Source organism: Prevotella sp. SGI.167, assembly GCF_050313615.1.
Taxonomy (GTDB): Bacteria; Bacteroidota; Bacteroidia; order Bacteroidales; family Bacteroidaceae; genus Prevotella.
This window is the reverse complement of sequence record NZ_JBNPLT010000015.1, coordinates 30,566-49,324: the sequence shown is the minus strand read 5'-3', so window position 1 is coordinate 49,324 and position 18,759 is coordinate 30,566. Positions and strand designations below refer to the sequence as shown.

Sequence of the window (18,759 nt, the reverse complement as noted above, 5' to 3'; positions counted from 1 at the left end):
GAGAAATAAAAAGGAGAAGCCCCCATCGGGTCTTCTCCTTTTTTATTCCAGCAACTGGTGTCAACACCATCATCCATAAGCAGCACTCTGCTTCTAAGATTTTAAAAACTAACAATATAAACGTTTTAAACTAACAATATAAATATGAGAGCAGCATTCATATCACTATCATTTCTGCTGGCTAGCTCGCTGATGGTTCCTGCCATCGCACATACACCTGCAAGCAAGAAGAAAGTTGCAACTACAACTCAAAAAAGTAAAATCCTGCCGATGAAGGAGTATATCGACCAGCTGATGGCAAAGATGACCCTGCAGGAGAAAATCGGTCAGCTCAACCTGATGGTGGCTGGCGACATCACTACCGGTGGAGCCCTGAACACCCAGGTGGGTGGCGACATTGCAAAAGGCAACATGGGCGGCGTATTCAACATCAAGGGACTCGACAAGATCAAGGCTCTCCAGGACATCGCCATCAAGAATAGCCGTCTGGGCATTCCGCTGCTGGTGGGCATGGACGTAATCCATGGTTACGAGACTATGTTCCCTATCCCTCTCGCCCTCTCCTGCTCCTGGGATACAGAAGCGATGAAGAAGGTAGGCGAAGTATCGGCTAAGGAAGCCAGTGCTGCAGGAATCAACTGGACTTACTCGCCCATGGTAGATATTGCACTCGACGCCCGATGGGGACGAATCAGCGAGGGTAACGGAGAGGATCCTTACCTGAGCGGCGTGATGGGTGCCGCACTCACACAGGGTTACCAGGGCGCCGATATGCGCACAGAGGAGATATTGAAAGCCGATAGAATCATGGCTTGTCTCAAGCACTTTGCCCTCTACGGAGCCGTGGAGAGCGGCAAGGAATACAATACAGTAGATATGAGTCGCATACGTATGATGAACCAATACCTGCCTCCTTACGAAGCCGTAGTAAAGGCTGGCGTAGGCAGCGTAATGTCTTCGTTCAACCTGATAGATTACACCCCTGCCACCGCCAACCACTGGATGATGACTGATGTTTTGAGAAAACAATGGGGATTCAAGGGCTTTCTCGTAACAGATTATGCATCTATCGCCGAGATTCTGAACCACGGCACTGCCAAGGATCTGAAAGAAGCATCAGAACAGGCACTCCTGGCAGGCACGGATATGGATATGTGCTCCAATGCCTTCGTCAAGCATCTGGCACAAAGCGTGGCTGAGGGCAAGGTGACAGAGGAAGATATCAACATCGCCTGCCGACGCATCCTCGAGGCAAAATACAAACTGGGATTGTTCAGCAATCCTTACCGCTACTGCAATACCAAGCGAAACAAGACCGACATCTACTCTGCCGAAAACCGACAGATAGCTCGCGACGTAGCAGCCGAGACTTTCGTGCTTCTGAAAAATGAAGGAAATCTTCTTCCTCTGAAGAAGCAGGGAAAGATAGCTCTGATTGGTCCTCTTGCAGATACCCGCAACAATATTGCCGGCACATGGAGTGTAGCTCAGGCTCCTGAGAAATACACCACCATCAAGGAGGCGATGGAGAAAGTGCTCAATGGCAAAGCCACCTTATTATATGCTCAAGGTAGCAATATCTGGCGCAACCATGAACTTCAGAAGAACGGCGAACTGGGCAAGTCTATAGCCTGGGGAGATGAGGTAAAGATGAAGAACGAGGCACTGCAGATAGCAAAGGAAGCAGACGTAATAGTATGCGCTATGGGCGAAACAGCCGACATGAGCGGTGAATGCGCAAGCCGCACTAATCTGGAAATGCCTGATGTGCAGCAGGAACTTCTGGCAGAACTCGCAAAGACGGGTAAGCCTATCGTATTGCTCAACTTTGCCGGTCGTCCTACGGTTTTGTCATGGGAGAAAGAACACATTCCTGCCATCATGAACGTATGGTTTGGTGGTTCTGAAGTGGGAGACGCACTTTGCGATGTCATCTTCGGCGACAAATCGCCATCGGGTAAGCTCACCACTTCGATGCCTAAGACTACCGGTCAGGAGCCTCTCTACTACAACCATCAGAACACCGGTCGCCCTGTACCAGACGATAATGAGAAGTTTGCCAAGTTTGCCAGCAATTGTCTGGATGTAAGCAATGGTCCTCTCTATCCATTCGGCTATGGATTGAGCTACACCACTTTCGAGTATGGCGATTTGAAGCTAAGCAGCCATGAAGTCAATACGGATGACTGGAAGATTACCGCCACCATCAACTTAAAGAATACAGGTAGCCGAGATGCCGACGAGATAGTTCAGCTCTATATCCGTGATATGGTAGCCAGCATCTCTCGCCCAGTCAAGGAGCTGAAAGGTTTCCAGCGAATCCATCTGGCTGCAGGAGAAAGCAGGGAAATCAGCTTCGATATCACTCCTGAAATGCTCAAATTCTATAACGCAGAATTAAAGCATGTGATTGAACCAGGCGACTTCCAGATTATGGTGGGAGGAAACAGTAAAGAGGTAAAGACACAGAACCTCACTGTAAAATAAATCAAGTTTCTCAAATGAGGAAATTGGTTGAAGTTAAAGAAGTTATCACTCCCTACAGTCGTTCGGGAAGTTAAGAGACAATAGTCTTCCGGTGTAAAACGTAGGACATTTGTCCCTTAACTTCCCTCTTACTTTCCTAACTTCCATTAACTTCTCCACATACGACAGTTCTGTAATTAATCTCAGACCAGCCCCAGGAGTTCTGCAAAATCATCTATGATAAATTCGGCAGAAGCCAACTGCTCGCGGGTTCCGTTTCCGTAAGTTACGGCACAGGCCTTGCAACCGGCATTGTGAGCCATATCTACATCAAAGGTCATGTCACCAACCACCAAGACTTCATCAAGCAAATCCTCCACATCTCCTGATTCTGCTGAAGTTACGGGATTCTTCATTCCCTTCATTTCTCCCAAAGCCATGAAAACCATGTCGGGTGCTGGCTTCACATGCTCTACATCATCGCCAGCCACAATAGAAGAGAAAATATCTTCCAGCTGCATCTGCTTCACGTATCCGTCGAGCGAGCAATGGTTGCGGCTGCTTGCCATACCCAGAATAAAACCCTGGCGATGTAATTCTCTCAGGGTTTCTATTACATAAGGGAAGGGCTGCACGATCATCGTCTTCTTGTTATCCAGGAAGATTTCGCGATAGGTTGCCGCACATTCCATTCCTTCCTCAGCACTCATTCCGAAGAGCGAGATGAAAGCCTCATCCAGTCTTAAACCGATGGTCTTGGCACAAGCCTCATCCGATTTCACTTCCAGTTTTCTTGCCCGCATCGTATCCTGCAAGGTCTTCACAATGAGACTCTGCGAATCGCCGATGGTTCCATCAAAATCAAAAATTATATACTTCATTACTTTCTTGTTCTAATTTCGCATGCAAGCTCTACACGCCCTGAACCAACGGTCACCGACCGAAGGGAAAGGTAAAGGGCGAGAGTCTTGCAGGAGCTTTTGAGCTTTCAGCCCATCTAGAACCACATGCGAAAGTTCTCTTGTTTTATTTGTTCTTTATCACTTTTATGATGTTGTTACGGGCCACATCCGGCTTCATCGCCTCATCCAGCGGCATTCCTTCCGGAGTAACCTGAATAACCCTATCAAATCCTGCATCCAGCATCGTCTGCCTGTCGCTCACGCCACCCGACACGAGCCACACAAGGGGGAAAGAAGATTCCGGGGATTTGCAATCCCCGGCAAGCTGTGAGCAAGCCACATGGCTTTTATCCGATTCCTTACACTTCAGAACATGCTCCAGAATCCTTTGCGGCAGTTTCCCCATCAAGGTCTGTTTATCACTATGTCCCTCGCCCGTAATCACGAGATCAGCATCCTGAATGAGCGCATCAAACTCAATCTCATCCAAGAGAAGCTCAGCCCCAGGACGAGCCTCAGCATTGAAATATTGCAGGAAGGCATAGCCCAAACCTCCGGCTGCACCAGCTCCGGGAACCTCACTCCTATCATATCCGAAATGCCTGGAGCTTACCTCGGCAAACTTCCTTGCCCTATCATCCAGCATCTGCACCATCTTAGCATCTGCTCCCTTCTGAGGCGCAAAGACATGAGCCGCCCCATTTTCACCACAGAGCGGATTGGTAACATCTGAAGCCAGCACAAAACTGCATTCCTGGCGGATTTCCTTCCAGTCGTCGCCCATCGCCTTAAGCATTCCGATGCCACAATCGGATGTGGCGCTTCCGCCCAAGCCCACGATGAAATGGCGCACGCCCCGGCGATAAGCATTCATAATCATCTCACCCACGCCCCAGGAAGTAGCCTTCATCGGGTTGCGCTGTTCAGGCTCAATCAGAGCCAGTCCTGCGGTCTGCGCAATCTCGATAATCGCGGTATCATCCACGATTCCGTATTCCGCCTCAATCCATCTCATCAGCGCATCATGGGCATGAATCCTCACTCGCTCTCCCTTCATCGCCGAGAGAAAAGCATCGAGCATTCCCTCTCCCCCATCACTCATTTCCAGGGTAATGATTTCGGGAGAAGCATCTTCTGAATCCAATATCTTTATTTCAGAAGCAGCATCAGGAGACAATTTCTTTATTTCGGGAGAAGCATCATCCGCATTCCATTCCTTTACACCCGAAGCAATCGCCTCATTCACCTCTCTGCTCGAAAGGCAGCCCTTATAAGAGTCGCAAGCAATTATTATCTTCTTCTTTTTAACCATTGTCATTTTCTCTAATAAATCATTTTATACCCAATTCCCCTCACATTGATGATTCTGATATTTTCATCGGCAGATAACTTGTGGCGGAGCTTGGTGATGAAAACATGGAGACTGCGGGAATTGAAAAAGCTGTCATCACCCCAAAGTTTCAGGAGAATATCCTTGCTCTCTACCACATTGTTCTTGCTCTCCACAAGCATGCGAAGGATTTCTGATTCACGATGTGACAGTTCTGTATCTTTACCATCCAACTGCAGAATCTGACTGGTAACATTCAGGCGATAACGACCGATGGAGAGCCATTGATCAGCAGCATCCGGATTATCAGAAGAAACATTCCCCCCTTCCTGTTCTTCAGAAGAAATATTTCCCACTGAAGCCCGATGACAAAGCGACTTGATACGGACGATGAGCTCCTGGATGGCAAACGGCTTCTTCAGATAATCATTGCCACCCAATTCAAATCCCTCTACCACATCATTCACCGCCGAACGAGCTGTGAGGAAAAGCACAGGAGTACGGGAATCCGTCTTGCGGATACGGCGCACCATCTCGAAACCATCCATTTTGGGCATCATCACATCCGCTACCAGCACATCAGGCTTCTGTTCATCGAACATACGAAGCCCTTCTTCGCCATCATGCGCCGTGCGCATCTCGAAGCCCTGCGCCTCCAAGGTGTCGCTCAGAATCATCGCCAAGGATGTTTCGTCTTCTACCAGTAATACTTTTATCTTATTCATTGCTTCTTTTACCTTTAAGATTTGGGAGACCAGCGATGGAATCGCTGGGAACGGGGGTGCAAAGGAGACTAGGTTCTTTTACCTTTTTACCCTTTTACTTTTTTACCCTTTTACCTTTAAGAAAATGCAGGGTGAAGCAGCTTCCTTTTCCCGGCTCGCTTTCTACGGAAACAGAACCGCCCATTTTATCCATCAGGCTCTTGACATAGAAAAGGCCGAGACCATAGCCCTTGACCGTATATTTATTGCCATCCGTCACCCGATAGAACTTGTCGAAAATATAAGGCAATTTATCGTGGGAAATACCGATTCCATTATCTGATACGGAAACCAGCACTTCATCCTCGGCTTTTTGGAAAGCCTTGATTTCTATCTTCACGCTATCTTCAGAATACTTGATGGCATTGTCTATGAGATTGCTCACGATGTTTGAGAAATGCATCCGGTCGGCATGAACCATCAGATTTTCCGGTTCTACAGACAACGAAATATTCACCTTTTTATCCGTTCTTACTCCTGATTTCACTTTCAGCTGATGCTGGGAGATTAATGGTTCAATCACCTCCTTCATTGGAACTTCCACGATATTGAGAAGCATCGATTTCCGTCGTTCCATACTCATCGACAGAATCTGTTCCACCAATCCGCTGAGCGTCTGCAACTGCTTCTGGGCGATGGTGAGATACTTGCGCGCCTTATCAGGATGCTGGAGCATTCCGTAGTTCAGCAGGGAGTCGGTGGCAGCATAGGCTACGGCTATCGGAGTCTTCAATTCGTGCGTGATGTTATTGGTGAAATTACTCTTCATCTCATCAAGCGTCTTCTGCTTGAGCATCGTATGAATAAGGAACCAGAAGACGAAAGCCAGGATGAGCATGATGAAGAGCGATGTGGCAAGGATGCCTGCCATCTGGCTGAGCACTGTCATCGTAAGCGGCTCTAAGGTAAGGACATATTTCTCCTCATTCGCCTCCCCCTCATTACAAACCACATATTGGTATTGCTTGGCATTGGCGGAAGGCACATACCCCTTCGTCGTCACTTTCGCCAAAACCTTCTTTCCTGTAAAAAGCTGAATCTGATGCGGAAGCGGATGAATATCGTCGCCCACCAACAAACTGTCTGAAAGCATCTTGACAACCCATGCACTGTCATAGTCATTGATGTCTGGTTTGGCGATTTCATTCAATTTGCCAAACAGCGCTTGTTGCACCATAGTTGCCAGCTTGCCCGACATCATCATCATCAATTCCTGGTCCTTGTCATCTTCACTACGCTTCTCTTGCTTGGTAAAAGTTGTTTGAACAGTCTGAACGATCTTTCCTCCACGAACCTTTTTCACCTTTACCTTTTGACCTATATCATCGTCTTCATCCATAGAAAAAGCAACAGAACCCGTCAGTTGTCTATGAGGCCCTTTATCATCATTGCGCAATCGTTCGATTCGCTTCTTCATCTCCATGAAGTGAGCGTACTCCATTCCACCCTTGATTTTTGCTTCAACCTCCTTTTCCTGAGACTGATAAAGCCCCACGAGCCAATAGGTCTGATATGCGAAGATGCAGACCAGAGCCGTGATGACGAGCGCAACTATGTATTTAAGATGTAACTTCATTCTTTCCTTTATTAAAGATTTTTCCAGATGAATTCAATACTCATTTTCTGAAAATCGGATAAACCTCCGTGGTATTCTTCCATCCCCATTTACCATTCTTTTGTGGCGCAAACTCTCGTCCCATCTTGGCTCCTATCCCCCAATGTTGATTGAACATCACTTCCATGAAGCCACCATAGCTGCTCTTGGGATTGAAAGGAGACATGATGACGCTTCGAGGATCAGAGGTTTTCGTTGGAACATATTGTCCATAGAATCCCACTGTGAGCCAGTCGTTTACCTGATAAGCCATTCGTCCACCAAAAGAAGCTTTGGTGAGATTGCCAAATCCATATACTCCCGTGTTTATTTTTTCTATCCCAGCATAAGGAGAAAAAACAAAACGCCCGAAATTTTGTTGATAAACAACCCCTGCAGTCTGACTGTTCATCAGTCCCGGGACTTCAATACCCGAAGAATATACCGCCATCGCACCCAAATTCGGGGAAGGAAGAGAAATATGAGGTATTGCATTCGGTGCAATCTCCAAAGGTTTTCCTTCTTCCGACATCCAAGGTGCATTCGATTCAGAGTAATAAGATTTGCCTTGAAGTACAGGAAAACTACCGAGCGAAGGACGAGAATATTCCAACGACATACCTTCCTTAAACGACATACCTTCCTTAGGTAAAGATGCCTTCGGAACGGAATCCAAAGAAACACTCTTCACTTCCTGCGCTTGCATTACCAATGTACAAAAGCAAGCCACAACTGCCAATATGAATATTCTTCGTTTCTCTTTCATGCTTGCAAAAGTAATAAAAAAGAAGATAAGTAAGATACTTTTCAGGAAATTATTTCTGATTTGATAAGACTAAATAACACTTCTGATAAGACTTGATAATCAAAATTCCTTGCTGACACGAGATATTTGCAGTACTTTTGCAACCGAAATCGGGAGGGTTTCTTCCGAAAGAACGATAAAAAGATAAAACGATAAGAAGAATATGAAAAGATTGGTTATATTAAGCGCTTGCCTGGCAATCAGTCTTGCCGGCTGGGCACAAGGAAACAGAAATGATTCCCTGAGAATGGACAGCATCATCCATTCCCTCCCCGATGTGATGGTAAAAGGCAACCGACCTATCGTAAAGGTAAAAGGGGCGACATTGACCTATGACCTGCCTCAACTCATCAAAAACCATCCGGTGGACAATGCCTATGAAGCCATCAAGCAACTGCCTGGCGTGAGCGAACAAGATGAAGCCTTGACGCTCAACGCCCAATCCGTAACCGTGATGATAGACGGCAAAACTTCCACCATGACGAGCGAGCAGCTCTATTCGCTTCTGAAAACGATTCCTACCAGCCGCATCGCTAACACCGAAGTCATCTATTCAGCCCCAGCCCGCTATCAGGTAAAGGGACAAGTCATCAACCTCCTGCTGAAGCACAACACAGGCTTTCACTCCCTGCAAGGCGAGTTCTTCGGCGGCTACACCCACCAGAACCGCAACAGTTACACAGAGCGCACCTCCTTGCTCTTCACCAACAAGAAATGGGAAATAGACATGCTCTATTCCTTCGGTCATGGCAAGAGATATTATTACTATGAAAATGAGTTTGCCCACACCTTGACTGATGGCACTTCCTATGCCTTCTCTACACATAGCGACAATATCAAACGTCATCTCAACCACAACATCCGACTGGGAATCAACTATCATCTGGCAAAGGATCATCAGCTCAGCTTTGCCTACACCTCACAACTCAATAACACGAGAGGAACTTCAGAGGATGATGGCGATTTCACATCCCTTCTCAGAATCCATGCCAAGAGTCAGTTTCACAATTTCCGCCTGGATTACTCTACCCCATTCGGCTTCTCGGCAGGAGCAGAATACACCTATTATAATTCACCGGATGAACAATGGCTGAAAAGCAGTCTCTACGATGAGATTTACGACATCACAAGCCAGCAACGAATCGACAAATGGTACGCTTACCTCAAGCAGGAGCACGACTTAGGAAAAGACTGGGGCTTGAACTACGGCATCAATTACACCACATCAAGAGACAAGAGTTCGCAGGAAAACAACAACAAGTCTTCTAATGGCAACACCATTCAAACCGAAGACCAAATGTGTTTCTATATCGGAGCCAGCAAGTCGTTCGGCCAAAAACTCACGATGGAAGCATCGCTCATGGAAGAATATTACCACACCCCAATCTGGGATGAGTGGAACCTCTTCCCTACACTCTCCATCACCTATCTTCCAAAAGCTGGACACATCATCCAATTCGACTTGGATTGCGACAGAGACTACCCTACCTATTGGTCGGTGAAGAACTTCACCACCTATAATGCGGGCGGATATGGAAAGATTGTAGGAAACCCGACGTTGAAGCCATCACGAGACCTCAGCCTCTCGCTTACCTATATTCTGCACAGCAGATATGTGGCAAGTCTCTTCTTCAACAACTCGAAAGATGAATTTCGTCAGCTTCCTTACCAGAGCGACAAGAAGAAGGAGATGGAATACAAGCATGTCAACTTCGACCATGTAAACCAGGTAGGCTTGATGCTCACAGCCCCAATCAACATAGGCAACTGGTGGCAGAATCGCCTTACCTTCACTGGCGTATATCAGAACGACAAGAATTCCCACTTCTATGATCTCCCATTCGACCGCAGCAAATGGTTCTGTCAAGCCCAGTGGAACGGCACTTTTCTCTTTGGCAAGCATGTGCTTCTCAACCTCGATGCTTCCGTCCATACCGACGCCATCCAAGGAATTATCAACATCCCAGCCTCAGGCTATCTCAACGCTGCCCTCACCTGGAAGCCTCTCAAGGATGACAAGTTCCAGCTGAAAGCCTACTGCAACGACATCTTCGAGACAGGCGACAATCATCTGCACGACACCTTCCGAGGTCAGCACGTCATCAACAACATGTACTTTGGCAGAATCATAGGCCTCTCCCTCATCTATCGTTTCGGCGGCTACAAGGCCAAGCAGCATGAAGAAGTAGATACTTCCAGATTCGGGAAATAAAACGAGAAAAGCTCGCCAAGACCATCAAAGTCCTGGCGAGCTTTTCTCGTTTTATATACACTATTCAAGTTTCTTTACTTCAAAATATTGACATATCCCTTATTCTGTACCAATTCAGAATTCAAATCAATGCATTTCTGAGGAATCGGGAAGACGGTGGTGTAGCCGGAGGATTCACCCTGAAGAGGCGTACGGAGATCGTAGGCACCGGTGAATTTGCCGAAACGGATGAGATCCTGACGACGCCATCCTTCCCATACCAACTCCAGCAACCGCTCTTCCAGAATGTTATCGAGCGTAGCCTTACGGTAAGGCATTCCCACACGGGCACGAATCCTATTCAACTCCTCATCACCATTCTCTCCGTTTCGGACCTTTGCCTCTGCCTTCATCAATAAAACATCTGCATAGCGGAAAAGAACTATGTCGTTACTCTGCAACTTGCCGTCCATATAAGAGGTTCTATCCACCTCATACTTCGCCATCCTCGCTCCAGCCGTCTTGACAAACTTACTGTTGGTCAGGTTTTGAGCCACTTCAAAAGGCTGATACTCCAACGGCTTTCCATTATCCATCAGCAGTTCATGACCATCTACCTTTACCACTCCCGCCACAAAGTTCATCTTGCAACGGGCATCTTCATCAGCCTCGCCATAATGATTGGCTTTCATCGTAGAAATCGTGGCACAGGTACCATTCTCACTTCCCCATCCCAAGACACCGCCATGCGTATAATGGTAAGATCGGAAGAGATAATGGAACTGGTTGGTATAGATATTCTTATCCATCGGAATCGTGAAGATATTCTCCTTCGATGTCTCATTATGCGTAGAGAAATTGAATGAATCATCCGACTCCAGGACATAGCCTTCTTCTGCCAGTTTATCACAATAATAAATGCAGGTTTCCCAGGCATTCAACTTCCTGCAGTCCACCTTATCGCCATTGCGCAAAGAGGCAGCAGAAGCCGGCACAGAGAAATGAATCTCACTTCCCTTCGGACGGCTCGCATAACCCTGGGTCCAGTCATCATACATATAGATTTCTGCATTCAAAGCCAACTTCGCCAACAGAAAGTTGACTACCGGCTGGGTGATGCGACCATAATAATTGCCTTCCTTATTGCTGTGCTGGTCGGGAAGTGAAGGCAATACCTGCTGCAACTCCTGAAAGACAAACTGGAAGATAGAACTGCGATCTGTCTGACCTTGGAACAGGCTGGAATGGAGCTGTTCTGCACTGGAAAGGACCAATGGAACCCGACCGAACATGTCCATAGCATAGTAATAGAACATAGCCCGGACAGCTCTTACCTCTGCCCGATATTCCTCCTGCTGTGCGGCAGAAAGCAGGGCCGACTTGTTGCTGATAATATCCAAAGACTTATTAGCCAGCACGATAACCTTATAAAGGTACTTCCACGTATCATAAAGAGACTGGTCATCGGCACCCCACCGATGCTGGTACATGGCATTCCAGAGGCCACCATCATACCAGTCGCCGCCTCGAATCGGAATCATCGCCTCATCGGTGGTCAGCGTATTATAATCGTAAATGCCACGGCAGGTGCCCTGGATGCCCTCACTCTCGTTAGCTCCACCTATATAATTATAGAGAGAAGCCACGGCATTGATATAAATATCAGATGCAGAGCCATAGATGGCATCCTCGTCCAACTGATCCTTAGGATGTTCGTCCAGGCAGGATGTCATAGACAATGCCGCCAGCAGCAGAAATAAAAATCTATATCGTTTCATAACTTTCTGATTTTAGAATTGAACACTTAAACCCAATGAGAAGGTTCTGTAAACAGGATAAGTCCGCTTATCATCAATACCCATCGTACTGTTCACCACGTAGCTGTTAATCATCGGAGTCAAGCCGCTGTAACTGCTGATGGTGGCAAGATTGTTGACACTCGCCGAAACTCTGAGCGACTGCACCACGCCCTTTCGGATAGGGATATCATAGCCCAGCGTGAGATTCTCTAAGTTGAGATAATCGCCCTTCTCCAGCCAATAATCAGAAACATTCTGGTCAACGATATTCTTCTCAGGAGCTCCCTTCAGCACATTATAATCCGGGAAACTCGACATATTGGTGTAGGCTAAGCCCGTACCATTGAATATCTTATGTCCGAAGGCTCCGTTCATCTGCAATGAAAGATACCAGTCGCGATAACGGAAACTGATATTGGAACCCAACGTTACCTTAGGAGTAGCCTGACCGGCAATATATCTGTCACCGCCATCACTCAAATCTACGGTTCCGTTCTTGTCCAAATCTTCGATATCATAGCGGTAATGCCCATTTCCATCTTCTATAATTCCCTTGCAATGAGGAAGATAGAATACCCCCAAAGGCTGACCAACTATCTGATAGACCACATTGTTGTAACCACCATGCTGACCGGCACCCGACAAGGCACCCATCGCAGTAATATCGGCTGCCGACATCTGCATTCCGTCATATTCACCACTCAGCGAGAGGAGTTTGTTCTTCTGCCAGGAGAGATTCATATTGATGTTCAGTTCCATGTCCTTCTTCTGGATAGGAGTGAAGGAAATGCCGACCTCCAAACCCTGGTTGCTCATAGAACCCAGGTTTGCCAACAGTTTATCATAGGCAAAAGGCGGAACAGGCACATCATAGGCATAGAGCATGTCGGTGGTCTTGGAATAGTAATATTCTGCCGTCAGAACCAGCCGGTTGTTCCACAATCCCAAATCGGCTCCAATATTCCAGGTAGCGCGGGTTTCCCACTTCAGATCAGGATTGTTATTGCTAATCATTCCCATCGTAACCGTAGGAGAACTGTTCACCGAAACAATACCATTCTGCCGCACCGTATTCAAAGTGGTATAAGAAGATATTCCGCCAAGATTACCTGAGCGTCCATAGCCCGTACGCAGTTTCAGCATGGTAATTTCCTGGAGAGAACGGAGCCATTTCTCCTGCTTCATATCCCAGGAAAGAGAGACGGATGGGAAGAAACCCCAGGTATGGTCATTGCCCACCATCGAAGAACCATCGCCACGCATGGAAACCGAAAGACTATACTTATTATATAAGGTGTAGTCGACATTGCCCATCACAGAAGCCAGGGCCGGATCTTCGTAGTTGCTGTCTGTCCCACCGAAAGGCCGTGATGCAGCAGCACCTATGTTATGGTAATACATGTCGTTGTTGGTGATTCCCTTCGCAGAAGTCCAGAATCCCGTTCGGATATCCTTCTGATATTCTGCACCCACCATTGCCTTCAGATTGTGGATTCCCCACGAATGCTGATAGTTAAACGATACATTGGCAAGCCAGTCCTCGCTCTTGAACTCCCCACGATAGAGATTGCCCTGCGCCCAAACCCAGGTAGGACAGAACTGGTTGTTCTCGTTGGAAGCATAACTGTATGCTCCGAAGGCAGAAACACTCAGAGAATTTGTCATATCATAGTTCAACTTCAGATGAGCATTGAAGTTCATGTTCTTCGTATCATTACGCTCCTTGAGCAAGATACCGGGAGGATTCACCTGAGATGCAGCCCCATTCTTCACCCAACTGCCGTTCAGCTTATCATAAGGATAAGTAGGATTCATGGCATCGGCAGAATAGAAAAGCGCCTGACTGTCGAAGATATCATTGTTCTTGAAAGACGAACCGAACACGCCGAAATCTCCCGTCAGTTTATCGCCAAACGCCTTCTGGGTAACATCAATCTTAGCCACCAGATTACGATAGCCCTTGCTCCGAATAATCGTGCTATGGTCGATATAGCCAAAAGAAGCGCGGTAGTTGCTCTGCGGAGTGCCACCGCTGAAGGCCAGATAATGGTTCTGGATATTTCCGGTTCGGGTAATCGCCTTGCGGAAATTGGTATCATATCCCTTATTGTTATACTCCAGCCCATACTTCTGTGCAGCAGCTATGTATTCGGCGGCATTGAGCATCTCCATACTTTTGTACATCGTCTCTATACCATAGTTTCCCTCGTAAGAAATCTGAAATCCCTTACCCGTACCCTTCTTGGTCTTTACCTGGATAACGCCCGAAGCACCACGGGAACCATAGAGTGCCGTTTCGCTGGCATTCTTCAGTACTGTAAAGCTCTCTATATCGGCGGGATAGATTGTAGCAAGCGTCGCCACATCAGAAGTAACACCATCAATAATCACCAGAGGATCATTGCCGCCCATGATAGAAGTTGTACCGCGAACCCGGACGGAGTTCAACATAGCAATACGGTCAAGACCATTGGTAGTGACGTTAACACCTGCCGTCTGTCCGCTCAAGGCATCCAGGGCATTATTGAGTACACCCTTCTTCAGAAGTTCAGGCTCCACTACACTCACCGAACCTGATAAGCGCAAGGAGTCTAGGCCTTCAATGTTCACAGACTGAGCACTGAGGGTTTGTGGTGCAAGAATCATCGCACCCATCGCATAAAATATAGTTTTTAACTTCTGTTCCATAACTATTTCATCGTTTAGTCAAGGTTCAATTCGATTTTCGATTGCAAATATAATAAAAAAGAGTGATTCAAAGTCCATTTCCTTGAAAAAACTTCAAAAAAACGCAGGCCTAAGAGTTAAGACAGAAGAAAAGCTCACCAAGACCCTCAAAGTCCTGGCGAGCTTTCTCTTTTAATATTTGCCGGGAACCACACGCATGGTATTGGTCTGGGAATCCCAACCCTCGAAACTCTGGCGAGGCAGACTGATGGTTTGTCTTAAATGTTATAATCTTTGTTCTTGTGATTGTTTTCAATCTCGGTGACAAAGTTACATTTTTATTTTTGAAACCGCCTCCCATTTTGGCAGCAAAGCTTAAATTAATTATACTTTGCTGCCAATATTGTCATCAATCCGACACTGGCACGCAAGTTGCTCAACATAAGAGTGAAAGCTGAAGCTAAAAGACGAAGGAGTTCGAAAGGACAACGGAGTTTCGAGGCGAAGGCAATCAAAAGAACAGATAAATAAATAACAAGCAGAAATCCCGACGGGACCGCAAGGAACCGAGAGGACGAGTAAAATAAAATTGGAGGTTTTAATTATGTTGTTAGCACGTAGAAATAATAATTCAGATTGGTTGAGTAACTTCTTTGATGACGCATTCTTCAACACAGAGTTGATGCCACGTATGAATGCTACCGCTCCAGCCATTAACGTAAAGGAGACAGAGAAAGCTTACCAGATGGAGATTGCAGCCCCTGGACTGAAGAAGGAATGGGTTCGCATCAACATCGATAACGATGGCAACCTGAATGTGGCTATCGAGAACAAGATGGAACACAAGGATGAAGATAAGCACGAGCACTATCTGCGCCGCGAGTTCTCTTACAGCAACTATCAGCAGAGCTACACACTCCCTGAGGACGCTGACCGTGAGAAGATTTCAGCAAAGGTAGCTGATGGTGTTCTTGAGGTTGAGATTCCAAAGCTTGCTCCTAAGGAGGAGGCTAAGGCTACCAAGAATATCGAAGTCAAATAATCATCTCCCATAAATGATTGAGGCAGATTCCAAGGCATTTTGGAACCTGCCTTTTTTTGTTCCCTTACCTGAGCCACCACATTTTTCATCTACCTTATTATAGTGGTTTTCATCTATCCATCAGGATATTTCTTCCATAAATCTTGTGGGGGTCATAATTAATATGTAATTTTGCAGGCAGAAAAGCAGATATGAAAGCTTCTGCTTATAAAATTCATAACATTTATATAAAAAACAGATGAAGAAAACAATTCCAGTAATAGGCATGGCTTGCAGCGTATGCTCTGCCAATGTAGAAAAGAAGCTGCAGTCGCTAGAGGGCATCAACTCCGCCTCGGTTTCCCTGGCGAGCCGAACTGCCCTGGTAGATTATGACCCAGACATTATCTCTCTGGAAGATATGAAACGGGAAATCAGCAACGCCGGCTACGACCTCGTCATCGAAAGCAACAGAAGCGTGGAGGAAATCAATCGTCGTGAGTTCACCCTCCTGCGCCGCCGAACCCTCGCTTCCTGGCTCTTCGCCATCCTGACCATGTGTTTTTCCATGGGTTGGATTTCCCTGGGTATGGAACAGAATATGATTTCAGATGGCGTTGCTTCGGCTCATCACTCGAGTTCCTTCGCCAACCAGATCTGTCTGCTCCTGGCACTCGCCAACCTGCTCTACTGCGGCAAACAGTTTTACGTTTCCGCCTGGAAGCAGCTTTTGCATCATACGGCAAACATGGATTCGCTCGTAGCACTCAGCACCCTCATCGCCTTCCTCTTCAGCACCTTCAACACCTTCTTCGGAGAAATGGTATGGGGAGCGAGAGGCATAGAATGGCACACTTATTTCGATGCTTCCGTGATGATCATCACCTTCGTGCTGACCGGCAGATGCCTGGAAGAAAAGGCAAAGGACAGTACGGCGAGCAGCATCCGACAACTGATGGGAATGCAGCCGAAAACCGCCCGACTGGTGACTTACGAGAAGATAGAAGGCACCAACGACTACAAGATGGAGGAAGTTCCGATTTCCACCATTCAGATAGGCGACATGATAGAGGTAAGAGCCGGCGAGAAGATTCCGGTGGATGGCGTGGTTACCCAGGCAGAGAGTTTCATGACTCCCGATGCTGCCTATGTAGATGAAGCAATGATCAGCGGCGAACCGACTCCGGCGATGAAAAAGGCAGGCGACAACGTGCTGGCTGGCACCATTCCGAGTCAGGGAAAGCTCCGCATGAGAGCCAAGCAGATTGGCGAGAACACCGCCCTGGCACACATCATCCGCATGGTTCAGGAGGCACAGGGCAGTAAGGCGCCCGTGCAGCGCATCGTGGATAAAGCGGCTCTGATTTTCGTTCCAGCCGTGGCAGCCATCGCCCTCATCACCTTTTTAATATGGTGGCTGATAGGCGGCAACGCTGCTCTTCCGCAGGCCATCCTTGCAGCCGTAGCCGTATTGGTCATCGCCTGTCCTTGCGCCATGGGCTTAGCTACTCCTACCGCCCTGATGGTGGGCATCGGCAAGGCGGCGCAGAAGCAGATTCTCATCAAGGATGCGTCGGCGCTGGAGAATCTCCACAAGATCAACGCCCTCGTCATCGACAAGACCGGCACCCTCACCATTCCTAACCAGAACATCGATTTCACCAAGCAGGAGGATTTGGACCTGGAGACGAGAGAGACCCTCAAGCCTCATGCCCAGAAAGCAATGAAGCAGTTGCAGGAAAGGGGAATAGAGGTCTATATGATGAGTGGCGACAAGGAGGAAGCGGCTCATTACTGGGCAGAGAAAGCCGGCATCAAGCATTACCAGAGCAAGGTGCTGCCTGGCGACAAGCAGGCATTGGTAAAGAAACTTCAGGACGAAGGCAAGCAGGTAGCAATGGTGGGCGACGGAATCAACGACACCCAGGCCCTTGCCCTTGCCAACGTGAGCATGGCGATAGGAAAGGGAACGGATGTGGCGATGGATGTAGCACAGATTACGCTGATGAGCGACGACCTCCTGGCGCTTCCGGAAGCCGTAAAACTGAGTCAGAAGACGGTTCACATGATTTGGCAGAATCTCTTCTGGGCGTTCATCTACAACATCATCTGCATCCCGCTGGCAGCCGGCGCCCTTCATATCTTCGGCATTGATTTCCAGATAACCCCGATGTGGGCAAGTGCCCTGATGGCCTTCTCCAGCGTAAGCGTAGTGCTTAATTCATTGAGGTTGAGATTAGCGTAAAATGAAAGAAAATCCTAGAATTTCTTGGCAGTTTCAATAAAAAAGTGTATCTTCGCAGCAGAATTGCAATATTGCGTCCACGACCTTATAAAACGTAAGAAGATGGGAAGATTTATAGACCCACGTGTCGATTGGGCTTTCAAGCGAATCTTTGGAAGCGAGGACACTAAAGAATGCCTGATAACATTCCTCAACGGACTGTTTGAAGACGAGTTGGTAATCAAGGACGTGACGTTTGCCAAGACCGAAAAACTTGGCTTGCGCCCCGATGACCGTGGTGTGGTCTTCGATGTCTATTGCGTCACAAACGAGGACAAGCATATCATCGTTGAGATGCAGAAGAAAGAACAGGAATACTTTGCCGACAGGGCATTGTATTACACGGCACGTGCCATCGTGCAGCAGGGCGTTCGTGGAATCTGGGACTATCATTTGGCTCCAGTCTATACGGTGTGTTTCATGGACTTCGTGTCGGAAAGTCCGATGCTAAAAGAGTTTCGTACCGACTTGGTGCTTACCGATTTGCAGACACGCCAGCGAGTGTCCGACAGGATACGTATTGTGTACCTCCAGTTGCCATTGTTCGACAAGCATACGGAGGCAGAGTGTATGGATATATTTGATTGTTGGATTTATATAATGAAGAATATGAACATGTTTGAGCAGATGCCATTCAGCGAGAAGTATCCAGTCTTCCGCAAATTGGCAGAGATAGGCGACCTCCGCAAGCTCTCCCGCGAGGAACTTGAGCTTTATGACGAGGACATCAAGAATATGCGTGATATATATGCCACCAGAAAGTTTGATGAGAAGAGAGGAATGGAAAAAGGAATGGCGAAAGGAATGGCGAAAGAAAAGATAGCCACAGCTTACCGCCTTTTGTCAATGGGACTTTCTGAAGCGCAAGTATCAACGGCCACAGAGCTTCCACTGGAGGAAATTCAGAAAATAAGAAAATAAGAACTAGCTTTGAAA

General features: G+C 47.3%; 12 protein-coding genes. 5 read left to right on the top strand and 7 right to left on the bottom strand.

Annotated elements, in window-relative coordinates; genetic code table 11:
* Positions 1-144: 144 nt before the first annotated feature.
* Positions 145-2,487, top strand: coding sequence for a beta-glucosidase BglX (gene bglX / locus ACQRBJ_RS09335; protein WP_445303447.1), 2,343 nt, complete (start codon positions 145-147; stop codon positions 2,485-2,487).
* A 182-nt stretch (positions 2,488-2,669) separates the two neighbouring features.
* Here the strand turns inward: bglX and ACQRBJ_RS09330 are convergent, their stop codons facing one another.
* The 5 genes from ACQRBJ_RS09330 to ACQRBJ_RS09310 form a co-directional block, all read right to left on the bottom strand.
* A complete protein-coding gene (locus ACQRBJ_RS09330) occupies positions 2,670-3,347 on the bottom strand; it encodes an HAD family hydrolase (RefSeq protein WP_445303446.1) in 678 nt (225 codons plus the stop codon).
* 145 nt (positions 3,348-3,492) lie between these two features.
* Positions 3,493-4,680, bottom strand: a complete 1,188-nt coding sequence (locus ACQRBJ_RS09325) for a glycerate kinase (protein WP_445303445.1) — start codon at positions 4,678-4,680, stop codon at positions 3,493-3,495.
* Between the two features lie 11 nt (positions 4,681-4,691).
* Positions 4,692-5,423, bottom strand: coding sequence for a response regulator transcription factor (locus tag ACQRBJ_RS09320; protein ID WP_445303444.1), 732 nt, complete (start codon positions 5,421-5,423; stop codon positions 4,692-4,694).
* Between the two features lie 94 nt (positions 5,424-5,517).
* On the bottom strand, positions 5,518-7,038 hold the full coding sequence (locus ACQRBJ_RS09315; protein ID WP_445303443.1) for a sensor histidine kinase: 1,521 nt from the start codon (positions 7,036-7,038) through the stop codon (positions 5,518-5,520).
* Positions 7,039-7,078: 40 nt separating this feature from the next.
* Complete coding sequence (locus tag ACQRBJ_RS09310; protein WP_445303442.1) at positions 7,079-7,822, bottom strand: hypothetical protein; 744 nt, start codon at positions 7,820-7,822, stop codon at positions 7,079-7,081.
* A gap of 202 nt (positions 7,823-8,024) precedes the next feature.
* On the opposite strand from ACQRBJ_RS09310, the gene ACQRBJ_RS09305 reads away from it, so the two are divergent.
* On the top strand, positions 8,025-10,073 hold the full coding sequence (locus ACQRBJ_RS09305; protein WP_445303441.1) for an outer membrane beta-barrel protein: 2,049 nt from the start codon (positions 8,025-8,027) through the stop codon (positions 10,071-10,073).
* A gap of 74 nt (positions 10,074-10,147) precedes the next feature.
* On the opposite strand, the gene ACQRBJ_RS09300 is transcribed toward ACQRBJ_RS09305, so the two are convergent.
* Together ACQRBJ_RS09300 and ACQRBJ_RS09295 are read right to left on the bottom strand one after the other, a co-directional pair.
* The gene (locus ACQRBJ_RS09300) at positions 10,148-11,830 is read right to left on the bottom strand and encodes a RagB/SusD family nutrient uptake outer membrane protein (RefSeq protein ID WP_445303440.1); all 1,683 of its coding nucleotides are present in this window, start codon (positions 11,828-11,830) and stop codon (positions 10,148-10,150) included.
* Between the two features lie 12 nt (positions 11,831-11,842).
* Positions 11,843-14,497 carry a SusC/RagA family TonB-linked outer membrane protein gene (locus ACQRBJ_RS09295; RefSeq protein ID WP_445303473.1) on the bottom strand — a complete coding sequence of 885 codons (2,655 nt, stop codon included), beginning with the start codon at positions 14,495-14,497 and terminating at the stop codon, positions 11,843-11,845.
* A 625-nt stretch (positions 14,498-15,122) separates the two neighbouring features.
* Between ACQRBJ_RS09295 and ACQRBJ_RS09290 the strand changes: the two genes are divergently transcribed.
* From ACQRBJ_RS09290 to ACQRBJ_RS09280, 3 genes are all read left to right on the top strand, one after another.
* A complete protein-coding gene (locus tag ACQRBJ_RS09290; protein ID WP_264967282.1) occupies positions 15,123-15,560 on the top strand; it encodes an Hsp20/alpha crystallin family protein in 438 nt (145 codons plus the stop codon).
* Between the two features lie 238 nt (positions 15,561-15,798).
* Positions 15,799-17,784: a heavy metal translocating P-type ATPase gene (locus ACQRBJ_RS09285; protein ID WP_445303439.1), complete on the top strand. Its 1,986-nt coding sequence runs from the start codon at positions 15,799-15,801 to the stop codon at positions 17,782-17,784.
* Between the two features lie 102 nt (positions 17,785-17,886).
* Positions 17,887-18,744 carry an Rpn family recombination-promoting nuclease/putative transposase gene (locus ACQRBJ_RS09280; RefSeq protein ID WP_445303438.1) on the top strand — a complete coding sequence of 286 codons (858 nt, stop codon included), beginning with the start codon at positions 17,887-17,889 and terminating at the stop codon, positions 18,742-18,744.
* Positions 18,745-18,759: the final 15 nt, after the last annotated feature.

What these genes read in the sequence shown, in the direction of transcription:
- bglX (WP_445303447.1), top strand. Translation starts at nt 145, where the DNA reads ATGAGAGCAGCATTCATATCACTATCATTTCTGCTGGCTAGCTCGCTG.
- ACQRBJ_RS09330 (WP_445303446.1), bottom strand. Translation starts at nt 3,347, where the DNA reads ATGAAGTATATAATTTTTGATTTTGATGGAACCATCGGCGATTCGCAG.
- ACQRBJ_RS09325 (WP_445303445.1), bottom strand. Translation starts at nt 4,680, where the DNA reads ATGGTTAAAAAGAAGAAGATAATAATTGCTTGCGACTCTTATAAGGGC.
- ACQRBJ_RS09320 (WP_445303444.1), bottom strand. Translation starts at nt 5,423, where the DNA reads ATGAATAAGATAAAAGTATTACTGGTAGAAGACGAAACATCCTTGGCG.
- ACQRBJ_RS09315 (WP_445303443.1), bottom strand. Translation starts at nt 7,038, where the DNA reads ATGAAGTTACATCTTAAATACATAGTTGCGCTCGTCATCACGGCTCTG.
- ACQRBJ_RS09310 (WP_445303442.1), bottom strand. Translation starts at nt 7,822, where the DNA reads ATGAAAGAGAAACGAAGAATATTCATATTGGCAGTTGTGGCTTGCTTT.
- ACQRBJ_RS09305 (WP_445303441.1), top strand. Translation starts at nt 8,025, where the DNA reads ATGAAAAGATTGGTTATATTAAGCGCTTGCCTGGCAATCAGTCTTGCC.
- ACQRBJ_RS09300 (WP_445303440.1), bottom strand. Translation starts at nt 11,830, where the DNA reads ATGAAACGATATAGATTTTTATTTCTGCTGCTGGCGGCATTGTCTATG.
- ACQRBJ_RS09295 (WP_445303473.1), bottom strand. Translation starts at nt 14,497, where the DNA reads ATGATTCTTGCACCACAAACCCTCAGTGCTCAGTCTGTGAACATTGAA.
- ACQRBJ_RS09290 (WP_264967282.1), top strand. Translation starts at nt 15,123, where the DNA reads ATGTTGTTAGCACGTAGAAATAATAATTCAGATTGGTTGAGTAACTTC.
- ACQRBJ_RS09285 (WP_445303439.1), top strand. Translation starts at nt 15,799, where the DNA reads ATGAAGAAAACAATTCCAGTAATAGGCATGGCTTGCAGCGTATGCTCT.
- ACQRBJ_RS09280 (WP_445303438.1), top strand. Translation starts at nt 17,887, where the DNA reads ATGGGAAGATTTATAGACCCACGTGTCGATTGGGCTTTCAAGCGAATC.